Source organism: Cellulosimicrobium cellulans (assembly GCF_016907755.1).
GTDB lineage: Bacteria > Actinomycetota > Actinomycetes > Actinomycetales > Cellulomonadaceae > Cellulosimicrobium > Cellulosimicrobium cellulans_D.
Window position 1 is genome coordinate 4,759,270 of the sequence record NZ_JAFBCN010000001.1, and the last position, 17,478, is coordinate 4,776,747.

Consider the following 17,478-nt stretch of genomic DNA (forward strand, 5'->3'; position numbering starts at 1 on the left):
GACGTGTCACCAAAGTTGGTGATGCGTCACCGTAACTCCATCTCGGTGACGTGTCACCCACCGCGGTAGGATCGTCCGCATGGCGGGACACCCGATCCTCGACGACGCCGAGCGCGACGCGTGGGACGCCTACGTGACGATGCGCAAGGCCCTCGACCGCGTGCTGGCCGCCGGGATGCGCGACGACGGCGACCTGTCCGAGGCCGAGTTCCAGGCGCTCTCGGCGCTGCACGCCGCGACGGACCGTGCGCTCCGCACGGGCGAGCTCGCCGCCGAGCTCTGCTGGGAGCGCAGCCGCGTCTCGCACCTCACGCGCCGCATGGCCGACCGCGGTCTCGTCGAGCGGACCGAGTGCGCCGACGACGCGCGCGGCACGTGGATCGTCCTGACGAACCCGGGCCGGCGCGCGCTCCTGCGCACCGTGCGCGGGCACACCGAGCTGCTGCGCGAGGTCGTGTTCGAGCCCCTCGGCCCCGAGGGGCTGGCCCGTCTCGAGGCGGTGTCGCGCACCATCGCGGACGCGGTGGAGCGCTCGGGCCGGGTGCCCGGGGCGGAGTGCGCCGCGGCCGCTGAGTCGGACCGGCGGCGGGCCGCGTCGTGACCACGGCCGACGACGCGCGGTGCCCGTGCCTGTCTGGCGACGCCTACGGGGCGTGCTGCGGCCGCTACCACGCAGGCCTGCGGCCCGGTCCGGACGGCTCGCACGCACCGACCGCGGAGGCGCTCATGCGCTCGCGCTACAGCGCGTTCGCCGTCGGCGACGCCCGCTACCTGCGTGCGACCTGGCACGCGTCCACCCGGCCGTCCGACCTCGACCTCGACGACGACCTCGAGTGGCGCCGCCTCGACGTGGTGCGCACGGAGGCCGGCGGCCCGTTCGACGCCACGGGCGTCGTCGAGTTCGTCGCGCACCACCGGTCGCGCACGGACCGCGCGGACCGCGGCCGCCTCCACGAGGTCAGCCGGTTCGTGCGCGAGGGCGACCGGTGGTACTACGTCGACGGGACCGTGGGCTGAGCCGCCGTCCCGGGGGCGTCACGCGGGACGCGACGCCACGGCGCGCCGCGCACCCGTGGCGACGAGCACGAGCCCGACGAGCGCCGAGCCCAGGAGCGCCCCTGCGGTGTTCAGGACGACGTCCTGGACGGTCGGGACGCGCCCCGGCAGGAGGTTCTGCGTCAGCTCGATCGCGACCGAGAGCGCGCAGCCCGCGAGGGTGACGACGCCGACGGCGCGCCACACGCCCACGGGCGCACCACGGCGTCGGGCGGTCGCGCCGCGCAGGAGCGGGACCCCGAGCAGGCCGAAGGGCCCGAACATGACGACGTTCGCGAGCGCCTCGAGCACGGGCAGCGTGATCGGGATCCCGAGGCCCTGGAGGAACCCGAGGGTCGACGTCGCCCAGCCGGGCGCGTCGGTGGACTGCGGGGAGGGCCAGAGCGTCACGACGAGGACGGCGGCGAGGTAGGCGGCGAACGTCCAGGTCAGCAGGCGCATCGCGTCAGCGTACGGGGGACGGGTCGGGACGGGGCGGCCCCCGCCGAGCGCGCACGCTCCCTCCACCGGTCCCCCTCCTCGCCGAGCGTGTCCGGCGGAGCCTCGGTTCACTGGCGCCATGGTCTCCCTCGGTTTTCACGCGTCCCACGAGCAGATCGCCCCGGGCCCTCTGCTGGGTGCCGCGCGTCGTGCCCAGGAGGTGGGGTTCGACGCCGCGATGTGCTCCGACCACCTCGCGCCCTGGAGCGTGCGGCAGGGCGAGTCGGGCCACTCCTGGTCCTGGCTCGGCGCCGCGCTCGCCAGCACGGACCTGCCGTTCGGCGTCGTCACGGCGCCCGGCCAGCGCTACCACCCCGCGGTGGTCGCGCAAGCGATCGCGACGCTCGGTCAGATGTTCCCCGGCCGGTTCTGGGCCGCGCTCGGCTCCGGCGAGGCGATGAACGAGCACGTCACGGGCGACCCGTGGCCCCCCAAGTCCGACCGGGACGACCGCCTGCGCGAGTGCGTGGACGTCATCCGCGCGCTGCTCGCAGGCGAGGAGGTCACGCACCGCGGCCACGTCACCGTGGACCGTGCGCGCGTGTGGTCGCTGCCCGACGTCGTCCCGCGCCTCGTGGGCCCGGCCGTCACCCCGGCGACGGCGCGCCGCCACGCGGACTGGGCCGACGGCCTCGTGACCGTCAACCAGCCGGTCGAGTCCCTGCGCCGCGTCGTCGGCGCGTACGGCGACGCGGGCGGCCGGGGTCCGCTCGCCCTGCAGGTCCACGTCGCGTGGGGCGACGACGACGCCGCGGCGTTCGCCGTCGCGCACGACCAGTGGCGCTCCAACCTGCTGCCGCCGAGCGTGAGCTGGCACCTGGAGACGCCCGAGCAGTTCGACGCGGTCGCTGACCTCGTGCGTCCGGAGGAGGTGCGCGGGACGGTCCTCGTGGAGCACGACGCCGAGCGCTTCGCGGACCGCGTCGCCGAGCTGGCGGCGTGCGGGTTCGACGAGGTGTACCTGCACCACGTGGGGCAGCAGCAGGACGCGTTCCTCGACGCGGCGGGCGGGACGCTGCTGCCGCTCCTGCGGTCGGCGACCGCGACGACCGAGGGAGGTGCGGCATGAGGATCAGCGACACCGGCGACCTGTGGTGGAAGAACGCGGTGGTCTACTGCCTCGACGTCGAGACGTTCATGGACTGGGACGACGACGGCGTGGGCGACCTCGCCGGGCTCGTGCAGCGCCTCGACCACCTCGCCGACCTCGGGGTCACGTGCCTGTGGCTCATGCCGTTCTACCCGACCGCCGACCGCGACGACGGCTACGACATCACCGACTTCCTCGCGGTCGACCCGCGGCTCGGCGACGTCGGCGACCTCGTCGAGCTGGTCCGGACGGCCCACGACCGCGGCATCCGGGTCATCGCCGACCTCGTGGTCAACCACACGTCCGACCGGCACCCGTGGTTCAAGGCCTCGCGCGCCAGCACGGACAACCCGTACCGCGACTTCTACGTGTGGCGCGCCGACGAGCCGCCGCCCACGAAGGACCAGGTGATCTTCCCCGACCAGGAGGAGGGCATCTGGACCAAGGACGAGCGCACCGGCGAGTGGTACCGGCACCGCTTCTACCGCCACATGCCGGACCTCAACACGGCGAACCCGCTCGTCCGGGACGCGATCGCGAAGACGATGGGCTACTGGGTCCAGCTCGGCCTGTCGGGGTTCCGGGTCGACGCCGTCCCGTTCTTCCTCGGGGACGCGGCCGCGAACCCGTCGGACGAGATCGAGGACCCGCACGACTTCCTGCGCGCGCTGCGCTCGTTCCTCTCGCGCCGCGCGGGCGACTCGATCCTCATGGGCGAGGTCAACCTGCCGTTCGAGGAGCAGCGCCTCTACTTCGGCGACGACGGGACGGGTGACGGGAGCGAGTCCGGCCCGTCGAGCTCGGAGCTCACGCTGCAGTTCGACTTCAACGGCATGCAGGCGCTGTACCTGTCGCTCGCGCGGCACGAGGCCGGGCCGCTGGCCGCGTCGCTCGCCGCGCGCCCCCCGATCCCCCACGACGCGCAGTGGGCGACGTTCGTGCGCAACCACGACGAGCTCACGCTCGACAAGCTCTCCGACGACGAGCGCCAGGAGGTCTTTGCCGCGTTCGGGCCCGAGGAGGACATGCAGCTCTACGGTCGGGGGCTGCGCCGTCGGCTCCCGCCCATGCTGGGCGGCGACCCGCGCCGCGTCCGGATGGTGTACTCGCTGCTCTTCGCGCTCCCGGGGACGCCGGTCCTCTTCTACGGCGAGGAGATCGGCATGGGCGAGAACCTCGCCGCGGACGGGAGGCTCGCCGTGCGGACCCCGATGCAGTGGTCGTCGGGACCGGGCGGAGGGTTCTCGCGCGCCCCCGCGCGCCGGCTCGCCGGCCCGGTGCCCACGGACGGCTACGCGCCCGAGCACGTCAACGTCGCGGACCAGCGGCGCGACCCGGACTCGCTGCTGACGTTCGTGCGCCTGCTCGCGCACCGGTACCGCGAGTGCCCCGAGCTCGGCTGGGGCGAGGTCGACGTGCTCGACCAGCCGGAGCCGTCGGTCCTCGCGCTGCGCAGCACGTGGCAGGAGGCGTCGATGGTCACCGTCCACAACCTGTCCCCGGACCCGGTCGTGGTCCGGCTCGCGCTCGGCAACCTGCCGGAGGACGCGCGCCTCGTCGACCTGCTCGACGCGGACGACGTCGAGCCGGACCCCGACGGGAGCACCGAGGTCCGGCTCGACGGCTACGGCTACCGCTGGCTGCGCGTCACGCACCCGGGCTCGCGCCGGCTCCTGTGAGCCGCGCGACCGCCCTCACGTCGGGTGCACGACGCGCGGCCGGACGTCAGGCGTCGTCGCTCGGCTCGTCCGGGCCGACGGGGCGGCCGGGCGACGACGGCCAGTCGGGCGGGGAGTCCGGGACCGGGTCCGTGTGGCTCGGGTCGCGCGGCGGCTCCGACGGGTCCGGGGGCGGCCCCGGGGACTTCGGCGGCTCGACCGTCGGCTCGACGGGAGGGACCGGTCCCGTGCCGGGCTCGTCGGGGTTCGTGGTCATGGCTGCACCTCCGCTGCTCGTGACGCCCGGCCGGGCGTCCCTCTCGACGCTAGGCACGTCCGCGCCCGCTCGCTCGCTCCGAGGTCCTTACGCTGGGCACGTGACCTCGTTCGCCTCGGACAACTACTCCCCCGCCCATCCCGACGTCCTCGCCGCGCTCGCCGCGGCGAGCGCCGGGCACGAGATCTCCTACGGCGAGGACCCGTGGACGGCCCGCCTGCAGGACGCCGTACGGTCCCGCTTCGGCCCGGACGCCACGGCCTACCCGGTGCTCACGGGGACGGGCGCGAACGTCGTCGCGCTCATGACGATGCTGCCGCGCTGGGGCGCCGTCGTCGCGACGGAGCACGCGCACCTCAACACGGACGAGAACGGCGCGCCCGAGCGCGTCGGCGGGGTCAAGGTGCTCGCCGTCCCGGCGTCGGACGGGAAGCTCACGCCGGACGCCGTGGAGCGGTTCGCGAGCGACCTCGGCGACCCGCACCGCGCGCAGCCGCTCGTCGTGTCGCTCACGCAGTCCACGGAGCTCGGCACGCTCTACACCCCGGCCGAGGTCCGCGCGGTGGCCGATGCCGCGCACGCCCGGGGCATGCGCGTGCACCTCGACGGGTCGCGCCTCGCGAACGCCGCCGCGGCGCTCGACGTCCCGCTGCGGGCCCTGACGACGGACGCGGGCGTGGACGTGCTGTCGTTCGGCGGCACCAAGAACGGGCTCGCGCTCGGGGAGGCGGTCGTCGTGCTCGACCCGTCGGCCGTCGACGGTGTCGAGTTCGTGCGCAAGGCGACGATGCAGCTCGCGTCCAAGATGCGCTACGTCTCCGCGCAGCTCCTCGCGCTGTTCGAGCCGGTGGGCGACGCCGTCGCCGAGGTCGACGAGCTCGCGGACGAGGACGAGCTGTGGCTGCGCAACGCGCGGCACGCGAACGCGATGGCCGGGCGGTTGCGCGCCGGGCTCGCGGACGTCGTCGTCCCCGCTGCGGTCGGGCCGGACGACGCCGTCCCCGCCCCGACGTCGGGGCTCGCCTTCACCCAGCCCACGCTCGTCAACGCGGTCTTCGCGACCCTCCCCCGCGCGGCCGTCGAGCGCCTGCGCGAGCGGCACCGCTTCTACGACTGGGGACCGGGCGAGACCGCCGACCGGGTCGAGGTCCGGTGGATGTGCGCGTGGGACACGACCCCGGACGACGTGGACGGGTTCGTCGCCGACGTGCGCAGCGTCCTCGCGCTCGCGCGCTGACCGGGCGAGGATGGGCGCCATGACTCCCGAGACCCTCCCCACCCCGGACGACCTCGTGCACCTGCGCCGCTGCGTCGAGCTCGCGCGCGAGGCGCTCGACGACGGCGACGAGCCGTTCGGCTCGCTGCTCGTCGACCGCGACGGGGTCGTGCGGTTCGAGGACCGCAACCGCGTGAAGGACGGCGACGCGACCCGGCACCCGGAGCTCGAGATCGCCCGCTGGGCCGCGGAGCACCTCACGCCCGACGAGCGGCGCGACGCGGTCGTGTACACGTCGGGCGAGCACTGCGCGATGTGCAGCGCGGCGCACGCCTGGGTCGGGCTCGGCCCGATCGTCTACGCGTCCGGCACGACGCAGCTCGTCGGCTGGCTCGACGAGTGGGGCGTGGCGCCCGGACCCGTGCTCCCGCTCGCGATCGGCGACGTCGCGCCGGGCGTGCCCGTGCGCGGCCCGGCCTACGAGCTCGCCCCCGAGATCCGGTCGCTGCACGCGCGCCTCCACGGCGTGTCGTGAACCTGTCAGCACGACGTCGCGCCCTGCCGCGACCTGGTGCGGACAGGTCGCGTCAGCCGTCCAGCGCGCCCGCGACCTCCGGGAGCGCGAGGTAGCCCGCCGGGCTGCCGTCGGCGAGCAGCACGGCCGCCGCGTGGTGCCCCGGTGCCGCGTTCGCGACGACGAGGTCCTCGATCGCGGGCGTCGGCGGGTCGAGCGGGAACGCCGCAGGCCCGAGGCCGTGGAGCGCGAGCGCGTCCCGGCGGTCGCGCGCCGCGACCCAGCGGCGCACCGGCGCGGGCACGCGCAGCGGGGCGCGCGCGGCGAGGACGTCGCGGATCGCCCGGATCGCGAGCGGGGAGCCCAGGGTGAGCAGCAGCGGCACGTCCCACCGCGCGGCGTCGGGGTGCTCGCGCAGCACCGAGTACGCGACGACCGAGCCGAGCGAGTGCGCGACCACGACGGCCGGGCCGTCCGTCGGGATCGCGGCGGCGAGCGCGTCGTCGATCGTCCTGCGCACGGCGTCGTCGTGCAGGTACGCCCACACGTCGCGCGCGAGCAGCACGACGACGCCGCTGCTCAGGCCGGGCACGTACCGGTCGAGCGCGGACAGCAGCAGGTTCAGCCACTCCCCCGCACCGGCACCGGCGCCCTCGGGGCGGGCCGGGACGCCCGCCCCCGCGCCCCGCAGCACCTCCTCGACGACGGCCGCGACGAACGCGAGCTCGTCGCCGGGCAGGGCCGCGAGCGCGTGCACCGTCACCGGCGGCGGCTCCGCGTCGCCCGCGACGAGCCCCGCGAGGGTGTCGCCGTAGAAGACGAACGACGTGTCGGCGTCGTGCAGCACGCGGCTCGATCCCGCCGCGCGCAGCCCTGCGTCCAGCACCACGGTCCACGTGCGGTCGAGGACGTCGGCGTCGAGGCCCTGGTTGTCGCGGCCGTGGACGAGCACCAGTCGGGTCACGCGCCCGAACCTACCGGCTGCCGGTGTCGCCCGGAGGGTCTACCGTCGCCCCAGAAGCGGGCCCCCGCCCCCGAGCCCCGGAGGTACCCATGACCGACCCGACCCTGACCGAGCACAGCACGACCGCCGAGATCCACGTCGCGCGGCCGCCGCAGGTCGTCTGGGCCGAGCTGCTGCACCCGAGCGCCCGCTGGATGCTCGGCATGAACGTCGAGACCGACTTCCGGCCCGGCAGCCCCGTCACGTTCGAGGGGCACTACATGGGCCGCGAGTTCGCGGACTGGGGCACCGTCGTCGCGGTCGAGCGCCCGCGGCTGCTGCACTTCACGCACTTCTCGCCGACGATGGGCCTGCCCGACGTCCCCGAGAACTACCACGACATCGCGATCGTCCTCGAGCCGGACGACTCCGGGACGCGCGTGCGCGTCGTCGAGCGCAACATCGAGACGGCCGAGCGCGCGGAGCGCGCGCACGCGCTGTGGACCAAGGCGCTCGCGACGCTCGCGGGCCACGACTGAGGTCGGTCATCCTCGCGCGAGCGGTGCGACGACGGGCCGGTCACCCCGCGGGGTGACCGGCCCGTCGCGCGTCGTGCGGTGGGCGACGTCCCGCTCGTCAGGCGGTCCGGCGGCGCCTGGTCACGGCGAGCAGCGCGGCCCCGCCGAGGACGAGCAGTGCGCCCAGGCCGACGAGCCCGCCCGTGGTCGCGCCGGTCACGGCGAGGCCCCCGGTCGTGCTCGCCGTGTTGGTGAGCGTCACGTCCGCCAGCTCGCCGACGGCGACGGTCAGCTCGGCGGTGCGCTCACCGTCGACCGTGAAGGCCGGCGTGCCCCACCGGACGCCGTCGATGCTCGGCAGGTCGACCTCGCCGAGTGTTACGACGGTCCCCTCGGGGAGGTCCGCGGGGCCCGTGACGACCGTGCCGTCGGCGCGGACCGTGAGGCGCCCCGACGTCGGGCCGTCGTCGAGCGTCCCGCCCGGGACGTCCGCGGTCCAGGTGACCGTGAACGTGGTGTCGTCGGGCACCCGGCCCGCCGCGTTCCCGGTGACGACCTTGTGCACGGCGAACCCGCCGACGAGGTGTGCGTCGTTCGCGGTGTTGGTCAGGGTGACCGCGACCGCGGTGTCCGCGACGACCGTGAGGGTCGCCGGGTCGACGGCCGCGCCGTCCACCGCGAACATCGGCTCGCCCCACAGGACGCCCCGGACCTCCGGCAGCGGGGTGCGCTCGGTGAACGTCACCTCGGTCCCCACGGGCAGGTCCTGCGGCCCGGCGACCACGGTGCCGTCGGCGAGGACGGTGAGCGTGCCCTCCATGGCGCCGTCGTACTCGACCCCGGCCGGGAGCACGGCGGTCCAGTCGACCTGGAACGCGGTGTCGGCCGGGACGAGGCTCGTGGCGTCGCCGCCGACCTCCTTGTGCACGGTGAACCCGCCGGCCCGCGCGACCGCCGTGTTCGTCACCGTGACGGCGACCGGGGCGTCGGCGTCCCCGACCACGACCGTGGCCGGGTCGAACGTCGGCGTGCCCCACGCGATCCCGGGGACGTCGGGGAACGTCGGCTCGGCGAGCGTGACGGCCGTCCCGTACGGCAGCGCGAGCCCGTCGACGACCGCCCCGTCCGCGAGGACGGTGAGCGTGCCGCTCGTCGGGCCGTCGAACGTGACGCCGTCGGGCAGGGTCGCCGACCACGTCACGGTGAACGCCGTGTCCTCCGGGACGGCGCCGGCCGCTGCGCCCGTGAGCGCCTTCGCGACGGTGAACGTGCCGAAGACGGTGTCCGCAGTGTTGACGACCGTCACGGCCGCGGGCTCGCCGTCGTTCTCCGTGATCGTCAGCGCGCCCTCGGGGTCGAGGCTCGGCTCGCCCCACGCGACGCCCGGGACCTCCGGCAGCGGCGTCTGCTCCGCGAACGTCACGACCGTGCCCACGGGCAGGTCCTGCGGGCCGTCCACGACGGTCCCGTCCGCGAGCACCGTGAGGGTCCCGGACACGTCGCCGTCGTACGTGACGCCCTCGGGCACGACCGCGGACCAGTCCACGAGGAACGCCGTGTCGCTCGGGACGACCCCGGCCGAGTCGCCGGTCAGCGCCTTCTGCAGCGAGAACCCGCCGACGACGCTCGTCGCCGTGTTCGTCACGGTGACCTCGGTGGGGGCGTCCCCGGTCTCCGTGATCGTCACCGACTCCGGGGAGAAGACCGGGTCGCCCCAGACCACGTCCGCCACGTCGGGCGGCGTCTGCTCGGCGAACGTGACGACCGTCCCGACCGGCAGGTCCGCCGGACCGTCCACGACGGTCCCGTCCGCGAGGACCGTCAGCGTGCCGGACAGGTCGCCGTCGTAGGTCACGCCAGCGGGCAGGGTCGCGGTCCAGTCGACCAGGAACTCCGTGCCGTCCGGCACGATCCCGGCCGCGTTCCCGGCCAGCGCCTTGGTCACCGAGAACCCGCCGACGACGCTCGTCGCCGTGTTCGTCACGGTCACCACGACCGGCTCGTCGCCCTCGGCGATCGTCACCGACTCCGGCGAGAGCTCCGGCGTGCCCCACACGACGTCCGGCACGTCGGGCAGCGGCGTCTGCTCCGCGAACGTCACGACGGTGCCGACCGGCAGGTCGGCCGGGCCGTCGGTGACGGTCCCGTCCGCGAGCACCGTGAGGGTGCCGGTCAGCGGGCCGGGGTACGTCACGCCGTCGGGCAGGGTCGCCGACCAGTCGACGAGGAACGCCGTGTCGTCCGGCACCACGCCGGCCGCGTTCCCCGCGAGCGCCTTGGCCACCCCGAACGACCCGGTCACCGCGTTCGCGGTGTTCGTCACCGTGACCGCGACGGGCTCGCCGTCGTTCTCCGTGACCGTGAGCTGCGCCGGGTCCACGGACACGGCGCCCCACGTGACGCCCGGGACCGCCGGTGGGGTGGCCTCGGTGAAGGTCACCGTGGTCCCGACAGGCAGGTCCTGCGGGCCGTCCACGACCGTGCCGTCCGCGAGGACCGTCAGCGTCCCGGTGAGGAACCCGTCGTACGTGACGTCCGGCGGGAGGGTCGCGACCCAGGTCACGGAGAACTCCGTGCCGTCCGGCACGATCCCCGCGGCGTCGCCGATGACGGACTTCTGCAGCGTGAAGCCGCCGACGACGCTCGTCGCCGTGTTCGTCACGGTGACCTCGGTGGGGGTGTCCCCGGTCTCCGTGATCGTCACGGACTCCGGCGCGATCTCCGGGGTACCCCACACGACGTCCGGCACGTCGGGCAGCGGCGTCTGCTCGGCGAACGTCACGACCGCCCCCACCGGCAGGTCCTGCGGGCCGTCCACGACGGTCCCGTCCGCGAGCACCGTGAGGGTCCCGGACAGGTCGCCGTCGTACGTGACGCCGTCGGGCAGGGTCGCCGTCCAGTCGACGAGGAACTCCGTGCCGTCCGGCACGACCCCCGCCGCGTTCCCGGCCAGGGCCTTGGCCACGGCGAACCCGCCGACCACGCTCGTCGCGGTGTTCGTCACCGTCACGAGGGTCGGCGTCTCGCCCGTCTCCGTGATGGTCACCGACTCCGGGGAGACGACCGGGTCGCCCCACACGACGTTCGGGACCTCGGGCAGCGGCGTCTGCTCGGCGAACGTCACGACCGTCCCGACGGGGAGGTCCTGCGGGCCGTCCACGACGGTCCCGTCCGCGAGCACCGTCAGCGTGCCGGACAGGTCGCCGTCGTACGTGACGCCCTCGGGCAGCACCGCGGTCCAGTCGACCAGGAACTCCGTCCCGCCCGGCACGACCCCCGCCGCGTCGCCCGCGAGCGCCTTCTGCACGGCGAACCCGCCCACGATGCTCGTGGCCGTGTTGGTCACCGTCACGGCGACGGGCTGCCCGTCGTTCTCCGTGACGGTCAGCTCGGTCCCGGGAGCGAACGACGGCGTGCCCCAGACGACGTCCGGGACGTCGGGGAGCGGCGTCTGCTCGGCGAACGTCACGACCGTCCCGACGGGGAGGTCCTGCGGGCCGTCCACGACGGTCCCGTCCGCGAGCACCGTCAGCGTGCCGGACAGGTCGCCGTCGTAGGTCACGCCAGCGGGCAGGGTCGCCGTCCAGTCGACCAGGAACTCGGTGCCGTCCGGCACGATCCCGGCCGCGTCGCCCTGGACGTCCTTCGCCAGCGAGAACCCGCCGACGACGCTCGTCGCCGTGTTCGTCACCGTCACCACGACCGGCTCGTCGCCCTCGGCGATCGTCACCGACTCCGGCGAGAGCTCCGGGGTGCCCCAGACCACGTCCGCGATCTCGGGGAGCGGCGTCTGCTCGGCGAACGTCACGACCGTGCCGACCGGCAGGTCCGCCGGACCGTCCGCGACGGTGCCGTCCGCGAGCACGCTCAGCGTGCCGGACGTGTCGCCGTCGTAGTCGACCCCGGCCGGGATCGTCGCGGTCCAGTCGACGAGGAACGCCGTGTCGTCCGGCACCACGCCGGCCGCGTTCCCCGCGAGCGCCTTGGCCACCCCGAACGACCCGGTCACCGCGTTCGCGGTGTTCGTCACGGTCACCGCGGACGGCGCCCCACCGTTCTCGGCGACCGTCAGCGCCGCGGGGTCCACGGACACCGCGCCCCACGTGACGCCGTCGACCGCGGGAGGCGTCGCCTCGGTGAACGTCACCGTGGTGCCCACCGGCAGGTCCTGCGGGCCGTCCACGACGGTCCCGTCGGCCAGGATCGTCAGCGTCCCGGTGAGGAACCCGTCGTACGTCACGCCCGCAGGGAGGGTCGCCACCCAGGTCACGGAGAACGCGGTGTCGCCCGGCACGAGGCCGGCGGCGTTCCCGGTCACGTCCTTCTGCAGCGTGAAGCCGCCGACGACGCTCGTCGCCGTGTTCGTCACGGCGAGCTCGACGCCCGTCGCGCCCTCGACGATCGTCACCTGGGCACCGGGCGTGTACGCCGGGGTCCCCCAGACCACGTTCGGCACCTCGGGCAGCGGCGTCTGCTCCGCGAACGTCACGACCGTCCCGACCGGCAGGTCCGCCGGGCCGTCCACGACGGTCCCGTCCGCGAGCACCGTCAGCGTCCCGGACAGGTCGCCGTCGTAGGTCACGCCGTCCGGCAGCACCGCCGTCCAGTCGACCAGGAACTCCGTGCCCGACGGCACCGCCCCGGCGGCGTTCCCCGCGAGCGCCTTGTGGACCGTGAACCCGCCGACGACGCTCGTCGCCGTGTTCGTCACCGTCACCGCGACGGGTGCTCCACCGTTCTCGGTGATCGTCAGCTCGGTGCCCGGCGCGTACGTCGGGGTGCCCCACACCACGTTCGGCACCTCGGGCGGCGGCGTCTGCTCGGCGAACGTGACGACCGTGCCGACCGGCAGGTCCGCCGGACCGTCCACGACCGTCCCGTCCGCGAGCACCGTCAGCGTGCCGGACAGGTCGCCGTCGTAGGTCACGCCGTCCGGCAGCACCGCCGTCCAGTCGACCAGGAACTCCGTGCCGTCCGGCACGATCCCGGCCGCGTCCCCCTGGACATCCTTCGCCAGCGTGAACCCGCCGACGACGCTCGTCGCCGTGTTCGTGACGGTGAGCTCGACCCCCGTCGCGCCCTCGACGATCGTCACCTCGGCCCCCGGCGCGAACGCCGGGGTGCCCCAGACGACGTCCGGCACGTCGGGCAGCGGGGTCTGTTCCGTGAACGTCACGACCGTGCCCACCGGCAGGTCCGCCGGGCCGTCCACGACCGTCCCGTCCGCAAGGACCGTGAGGGTGCCGGTCAGCGGACCGGGGTACGTCACGCCCTCGGGGAGAGCCGCGCTCCAGCCCACGACGAACTCGGTGTCGTCCGGCACGAGGCCGGCGGCGTTCCCGGTCACGGCCTTGGCCACCGTGAACCCGCCGTTCACCGTCGTGGCCATGTTGGTGACCGTCACCGTGACGGGGTCGCCCCCGTTCTCCACGACGACGAGCGTCGACGCGGGAGCGAAGGACGGCACGCCCCAGACCACGCCGTCGACCGACGGCAGCGGGGTGCGCTCGGTGAACGTCACCGTGGTGCCCACCGGGAGGTCCTGCGGGCCGGCGACGACGGCCCCGCTCGCGAGCACGGTCACCGTCCCGGTCAGCGGGCCCGCGTACGTGACGCCGTCGGGCAGCACCGCGGACCAGTCCACGAGGAACGCGGTGTCGCCGGGCACCAGCCCGGCCGCGTTCCCGGTCAGCGCCTTGGCGACCGAGAAGCCGCCGTCCACCGTGGTCGCCGTGTTCGTCAGCGTCACGACGACGGGCGCGCCGGCGTTCTCGGTGATGGTGACCGTGGTGCCGGGGTCGTACGACGGCGTGCCCCACACGACGCCGTCGACCTCCGGGAGCGGGGTCTGCTCGCTCAGGGTCACGACCGTCCCGACCGGCAGGTCGGTCGGGCCGTCGACGACCGTGCCGTCGGCGAGGACGGTGAGCGTGCCGGACGTGTCGCCGTCGTAGTCGACGCCGTCAGGGATGTCGGCGCTCCAGTCCACGAGGAACGCGGTGTCGTCCGGCACGATTCCCTGCGCGTTACCCGCGAGCGCCTTCGCGACACCGAACGACCCGACGACCGAGTTCGCGGTGTTCGTCACCGTGACCGCGACGGGCTCGCCGTCGTTCTCGGTGACCGTGAGCTGGGCCGGGGTGAACGACGGCGGGCCCCACACGACGTCACCGACCTCGGGCAGCGGGGTCTGCTCGGCGAACGTCACCACGGTGCCCACCGGGAGGTCCGCCGGGCCGTCCACGACCGTCCCGTCGGCCCGGACCGTCAGCGTGCCGGTGAGCGGGCCGTCGTAGGCGACGTCCGGCGGCAGGACCGCGGTCCAGGCGACCGTGAACGTGGTGATGTCAGGCACGATCCCGGCCGCGTTCCCCTGGACGTCCTTCTGCAGCGTGAATCCGCCGACGACGCTCGACGCCGTGTTGGTCACCGTCACGAGCGCCGGGGTGTCCCCGGTCTCGGTGACCGTGAGCGTGGCGGGGTCGAACGACGGGTCGCCCCACACGACGTTCGGGATCGTCGGGAACGTCGACTCGGAGAACGTCACGGTCGTCCCGACCGGGAGGTCCTGCGGTCCGTCCACGACGGTCCCGTCCGCGAGGACGGTCAGCGTCCCCGTGAGAGACCCGTCGTAGGTGACCCCCGCGGGGAGCGTCGCGACCCACGTCACCGAGAACGGCGTGCTCCCCGGCACGAGGCCCGCGGCGTCGCCGACGACGTCCTTGGCGACCGCGAAGCCGCCCACGGTACTGGTCGCCGTGTTCGTCACGGTGATCCCGACCGCCTCACCACCGTTCTCGGTGATGGTCACCTGCGCGCCCGGGTCGAACGACGGGTCGCCCCAGACGACGTTCGACACCACCGGCAGGGGGGTCTGCTCCGTGAGCGTGACAACGGTGCCCACCGGCAGGTTCTGCGGTCCGTCGACGACGGTCCCGTCCGCGAGCACCGTGAGCGTGCCTGAGAGGGCGCCGTCGTACGTGACGCCCGTCGGCAGCACCGCCGACCAGTCCACGAGGAACTCGGTGTCGTCCGGCACGGCGCCGGACGCGTTCCCCGCGAGCGCCTTCTGGAGCGTGAACCCGCCGTCGACCGACGTCGCGACGTTCGTGACCGTCACCGCGGCAGGCTGGCCGCCGTTCTCGCTCACGACGAGAGACTCGGGCGAGATGATCGGGTCGCCCCACTGGACGCCGTCGACCTCGGGGAACGGCGTCTGCTCGGCGAACGTCACCACCGTGCCGACCGGGAGGTCCTGCGGGCCGTCGACGACCGTCCCGTCGGCGAGGACCGTCACGGTCCCCGCGAGCGGGCCACCGTAGGTGACCCCGGTCGGCAGCGTCGCCGCCCAGTCGACGAGGAACGCCGTGTCGCCCGGGACCGCGCCCGACGCGTTGCCGAGGAGCTCCTTGTGCACCGTGAACCCGCCGTTCACGGTGCTCGCGGTGTTCGTCACCTGGACGATCGCCGGCTGCCCCTGACCCACCGTGAGCTCGGCCGGGCTGATGGACGGCGTGCCCCACACGACGCCGTCGATCACCGGCGGCGCGACCTCCGTGAACGTGACGACCGTCCCGACGGGGAGGTCGACGGGACCGGCGTACGGGGTGCCGTCCGCGAGGATCACCGCCTGTCCCGTGGTCTCGCCGCCGTAGACGACGCCGTCGGGGATGTCAGCGGTCCACGTCACCGTGAACGCCGTGTCACCCGGGACGAGCCCCGTGGCGTTGCCGTCCACGATCTTCACGACCGTGAAGCCGCCGACCTGCGAGGTCGCGGTGTTCGTCACCGTGACGAGCGTGTTCTGGCCGTCCCCGACCGTCACGGTCGAGGGCTCGACGACGGGCGTCGCCCAGACGACGCCGTCGACCGGGTCGGGCGTGACCTCCGCGAACGTCACGGTCGTGCCGACCGGGAGGTCCTGCGGACCGTCGACGACCGCGCCGTCCGCGAGCACGGTGAGCGTGCCCGACAGGTCGCCGTCGTAGGTCGTTCCCTCCGGGAGCGTCGCCGTCCACTCGACCTGGTACTCCGTCGCGGGGTCGACGGCGCCCGCCGCGTTGCCCTGGAGCGCCGCCTTCTGCACCGAGAACCCGCCGACCGGTCCGCCGGCGTTCGCCGTGTTGACGACCGACACGGTCATCATCGAGCCGTCGACGACGGTGAACGAGGTGGGGTCGCTCACCACGTCACCGTTGACGCGGAACACCGGCGACCCCCACGACACGCCGGGGACGCTCGGCAAGGTCGGCTCCGAGACCGTCACGACGGTCCCGACGGGGAGGTCCGGGCCTGCGACGAGGTTGCCGTTGAGCGGGACCTCGAGGTCGCCCTCGCCGGTCTCGCTGTCCGGTTCCGGCGTGACGTAGGAGTAGTGGACCGTGAACACCGTCCCGGCCGGGACGTCCGCCGCGGCGGCGCCCGTCACCGTCTTCTGCACGACGAAGCTCGAGGTCGGGACGCAGTTGAACGGCCCCGGCCCGATCCACGGGTAGTTGTGGATCTCCAGCCCGCTCTGCGATCCCTCGCCCCCGAACGTGAGGTCGCCGCCGACGTACACCCGCCCGTTCATGTGGTTGTAGAGCTGAACGTCCGCCGTCGGCGCCATGACCGACCCCATGAACTGCGACGCTCCCGCGGGGCCGAGCTGGACCGCGTCGGCGTCGACGAAGTTCCACATGATCCGCGAGGCCCAGTTGCCGAAGTCCGGGCTCGCGAAGTCGTCGAACCGGACGTTGTTCGCGGCGAAGTAGTTGGGCTGGAAGTCGACGGGGCCGCCCACCACGTTGATGACGATCGGCGCGCCGTCGGTGAAGCCGTTGAAGTTGAGCTCGTTCACGCCGTTGAGCACCGCGGCGTCCACCGTGAAGACGTGCAGCGCGCTGCTCGTCGAGCCGTCGAAGGTCGCAGAGTTTCCGGCGACGGCGACGGGCGTCCCCGTCAGGCCGGCGAACGCCGTCGAAGCCTGCGAGACCTGGTCCCCGAAGTCGCCGAACGGCGCGAGCGCGTTCTCCGCGCCGAGGCCCGGCCGCAGCTCCCCGCCGTTCATGTCGACCGTCCCCGCACCGGTCTTGGCTGCGCCGACCTGGACGTCGCCGCCGCCCTGGCCCGAGTAGCCCGCCCCCACGATGACGTTCGTCGGTGCGACGACGTCGAGCGTGCCGCCCACGTGGAGCATGACGGTGCCGGGGTCCGGGGCGATCTGCGACCCCGCCCCGACCGTGCCGACGTTGAACGAGCTCCCGCTGAGCGTCCGGTTGAACGTCGCGTCTCCTCCGACGACCAGCACGCCCTCGGCCTCGGACGCCGAGCCGGTAGCGAGGAAGTTCCCCCCGGCGTAGACGGCGACGTTGTTGTCGGTGAAGACCGGCGGCAGGTTCCCGATGCCCGGGAACTGGCCCGGGTCCGGGCACTGCCCGACGGCGGCGAACGAGGGTGCGGCCTGGGGCCCGGTGACGAGCACGACCGCCCCGGCGAGCGCGAGGGTCGCTGCGGTGACGGCGGCGACGGCGCGGCGCAGCGGGTCGAACGTTCGGGGGCGGGTACCTCGGGACATGCATGGCTCCTGGTCCGGCGGGTGACGCCGCCCGGTCCACGGGCACCGTCCTCGCCTTCTGAGATGTCGTGCGCGCTCCCCCATGACGCAGTCTGCGGTGTGATGCTCGTCTCCGCGCGGGGGCGTTCGTCCCGTTCGTCGCGCCGATCCGCCCTCGTCCGCCCGACGGC

The 17,478-nt window shown here is 74.2% G+C and carries 11 protein-coding genes; 7 read left to right on the top strand and 4 right to left on the bottom strand.

Features of this window, described 5'->3' with window-relative positions; genetic code table 11:
• Positions 1 to 79: 79 nt before the first annotated feature.
• Complete coding sequence (locus JOE63_RS20620) at positions 80 to 601, top strand: MarR family winged helix-turn-helix transcriptional regulator (protein ID WP_204543322.1); 522 nt, start codon at positions 80 to 82, stop codon at positions 599 to 601.
• Complete coding sequence (locus JOE63_RS20625) at positions 598 to 1,017, top strand: YchJ family protein (RefSeq protein ID WP_204543323.1); 420 nt, start codon at positions 598 to 600, stop codon at positions 1,015 to 1,017. Before JOE63_RS20620 ends, JOE63_RS20625 begins: the two co-directional genes overlap by 4 nt.
• Positions 1,018 to 1,035: 18 nt before the next feature.
• Here the strand turns inward: JOE63_RS20625 and JOE63_RS20630 are convergent, their stop codons facing one another.
• Positions 1,036 to 1,497, bottom strand: coding sequence for a VanZ family protein (locus tag JOE63_RS20630; RefSeq protein WP_157759493.1), 462 nt, complete (start codon positions 1,495 to 1,497; stop codon positions 1,036 to 1,038).
• 118 nt (positions 1,498 to 1,615) lie between these two features.
• Here JOE63_RS20630 and JOE63_RS20635 point away from each other — a divergent pair, with 118 nt between their 5' ends.
• Positions 1,616 to 2,605, top strand: a complete 990-nt coding sequence (locus JOE63_RS20635) for a TIGR03885 family FMN-dependent LLM class oxidoreductase (RefSeq protein ID WP_087470186.1) — start codon at positions 1,616 to 1,618, stop codon at positions 2,603 to 2,605.
• Positions 2,602 to 4,305: an alpha-amylase family protein gene (locus tag JOE63_RS20640; protein WP_204543324.1), complete on the top strand. Its 1,704-nt coding sequence runs from the start codon at positions 2,602 to 2,604 to the stop codon at positions 4,303 to 4,305. The genes JOE63_RS20635 and JOE63_RS20640 overlap by 4 nt, the downstream gene beginning before the upstream one ends.
• Before the next feature lie 46 nt (positions 4,306 to 4,351).
• On the opposite strand, the gene JOE63_RS20645 is transcribed toward JOE63_RS20640, so the two are convergent.
• Entirely contained in the window at positions 4,352 to 4,561 is a 210-nt protein-coding gene (locus tag JOE63_RS20645; RefSeq protein ID WP_157759494.1) for a hypothetical protein, read from the bottom strand.
• Between JOE63_RS20645 and JOE63_RS20650 the strand changes: the two genes are divergently transcribed.
• Positions 4,560 to 5,798: a threonine aldolase family protein gene (locus JOE63_RS20650; protein WP_204543325.1), complete on the top strand. Its 1,239-nt coding sequence runs from the start codon at positions 4,560 to 4,562 to the stop codon at positions 5,796 to 5,798. The genes JOE63_RS20645 and JOE63_RS20650 overlap by 2 nt on opposite strands.
• 19 nt (positions 5,799 to 5,817) lie before the next feature.
• Positions 5,818 to 6,312, top strand: coding sequence for a nucleoside deaminase (locus tag JOE63_RS20655; RefSeq protein ID WP_204543327.1), 495 nt, complete (start codon positions 5,818 to 5,820; stop codon positions 6,310 to 6,312).
• Positions 6,313 to 6,364: 52 nt separating this feature from the next.
• Here JOE63_RS20655 and JOE63_RS20660 read toward each other — a convergent pair whose 3' ends face one another.
• On the bottom strand, positions 6,365 to 7,255 hold the full coding sequence (locus JOE63_RS20660) for a hypothetical protein (protein WP_204543328.1): 891 nt from the start codon (positions 7,253 to 7,255) through the stop codon (positions 6,365 to 6,367).
• Positions 7,256 to 7,344: 89 nt separating this feature from the next.
• Between JOE63_RS20660 and JOE63_RS20665 the strand changes: the two genes are divergently transcribed.
• Positions 7,345 to 7,773: an SRPBCC family protein gene (locus JOE63_RS20665; RefSeq protein WP_087470190.1), complete on the top strand. Its 429-nt coding sequence runs from the start codon at positions 7,345 to 7,347 to the stop codon at positions 7,771 to 7,773.
• A 97-nt stretch (positions 7,774 to 7,870) separates the two neighbouring features.
• Here the strand turns inward: JOE63_RS20665 and JOE63_RS20670 are convergent, their stop codons facing one another.
• Entirely contained in the window at positions 7,871 to 17,308 is a 9,438-nt protein-coding gene (locus JOE63_RS20670; RefSeq protein WP_204543329.1) for a DUF5979 domain-containing protein, read from the bottom strand.
• Between the last annotated feature and the right edge of the window lie 170 nt (positions 17,309 to 17,478).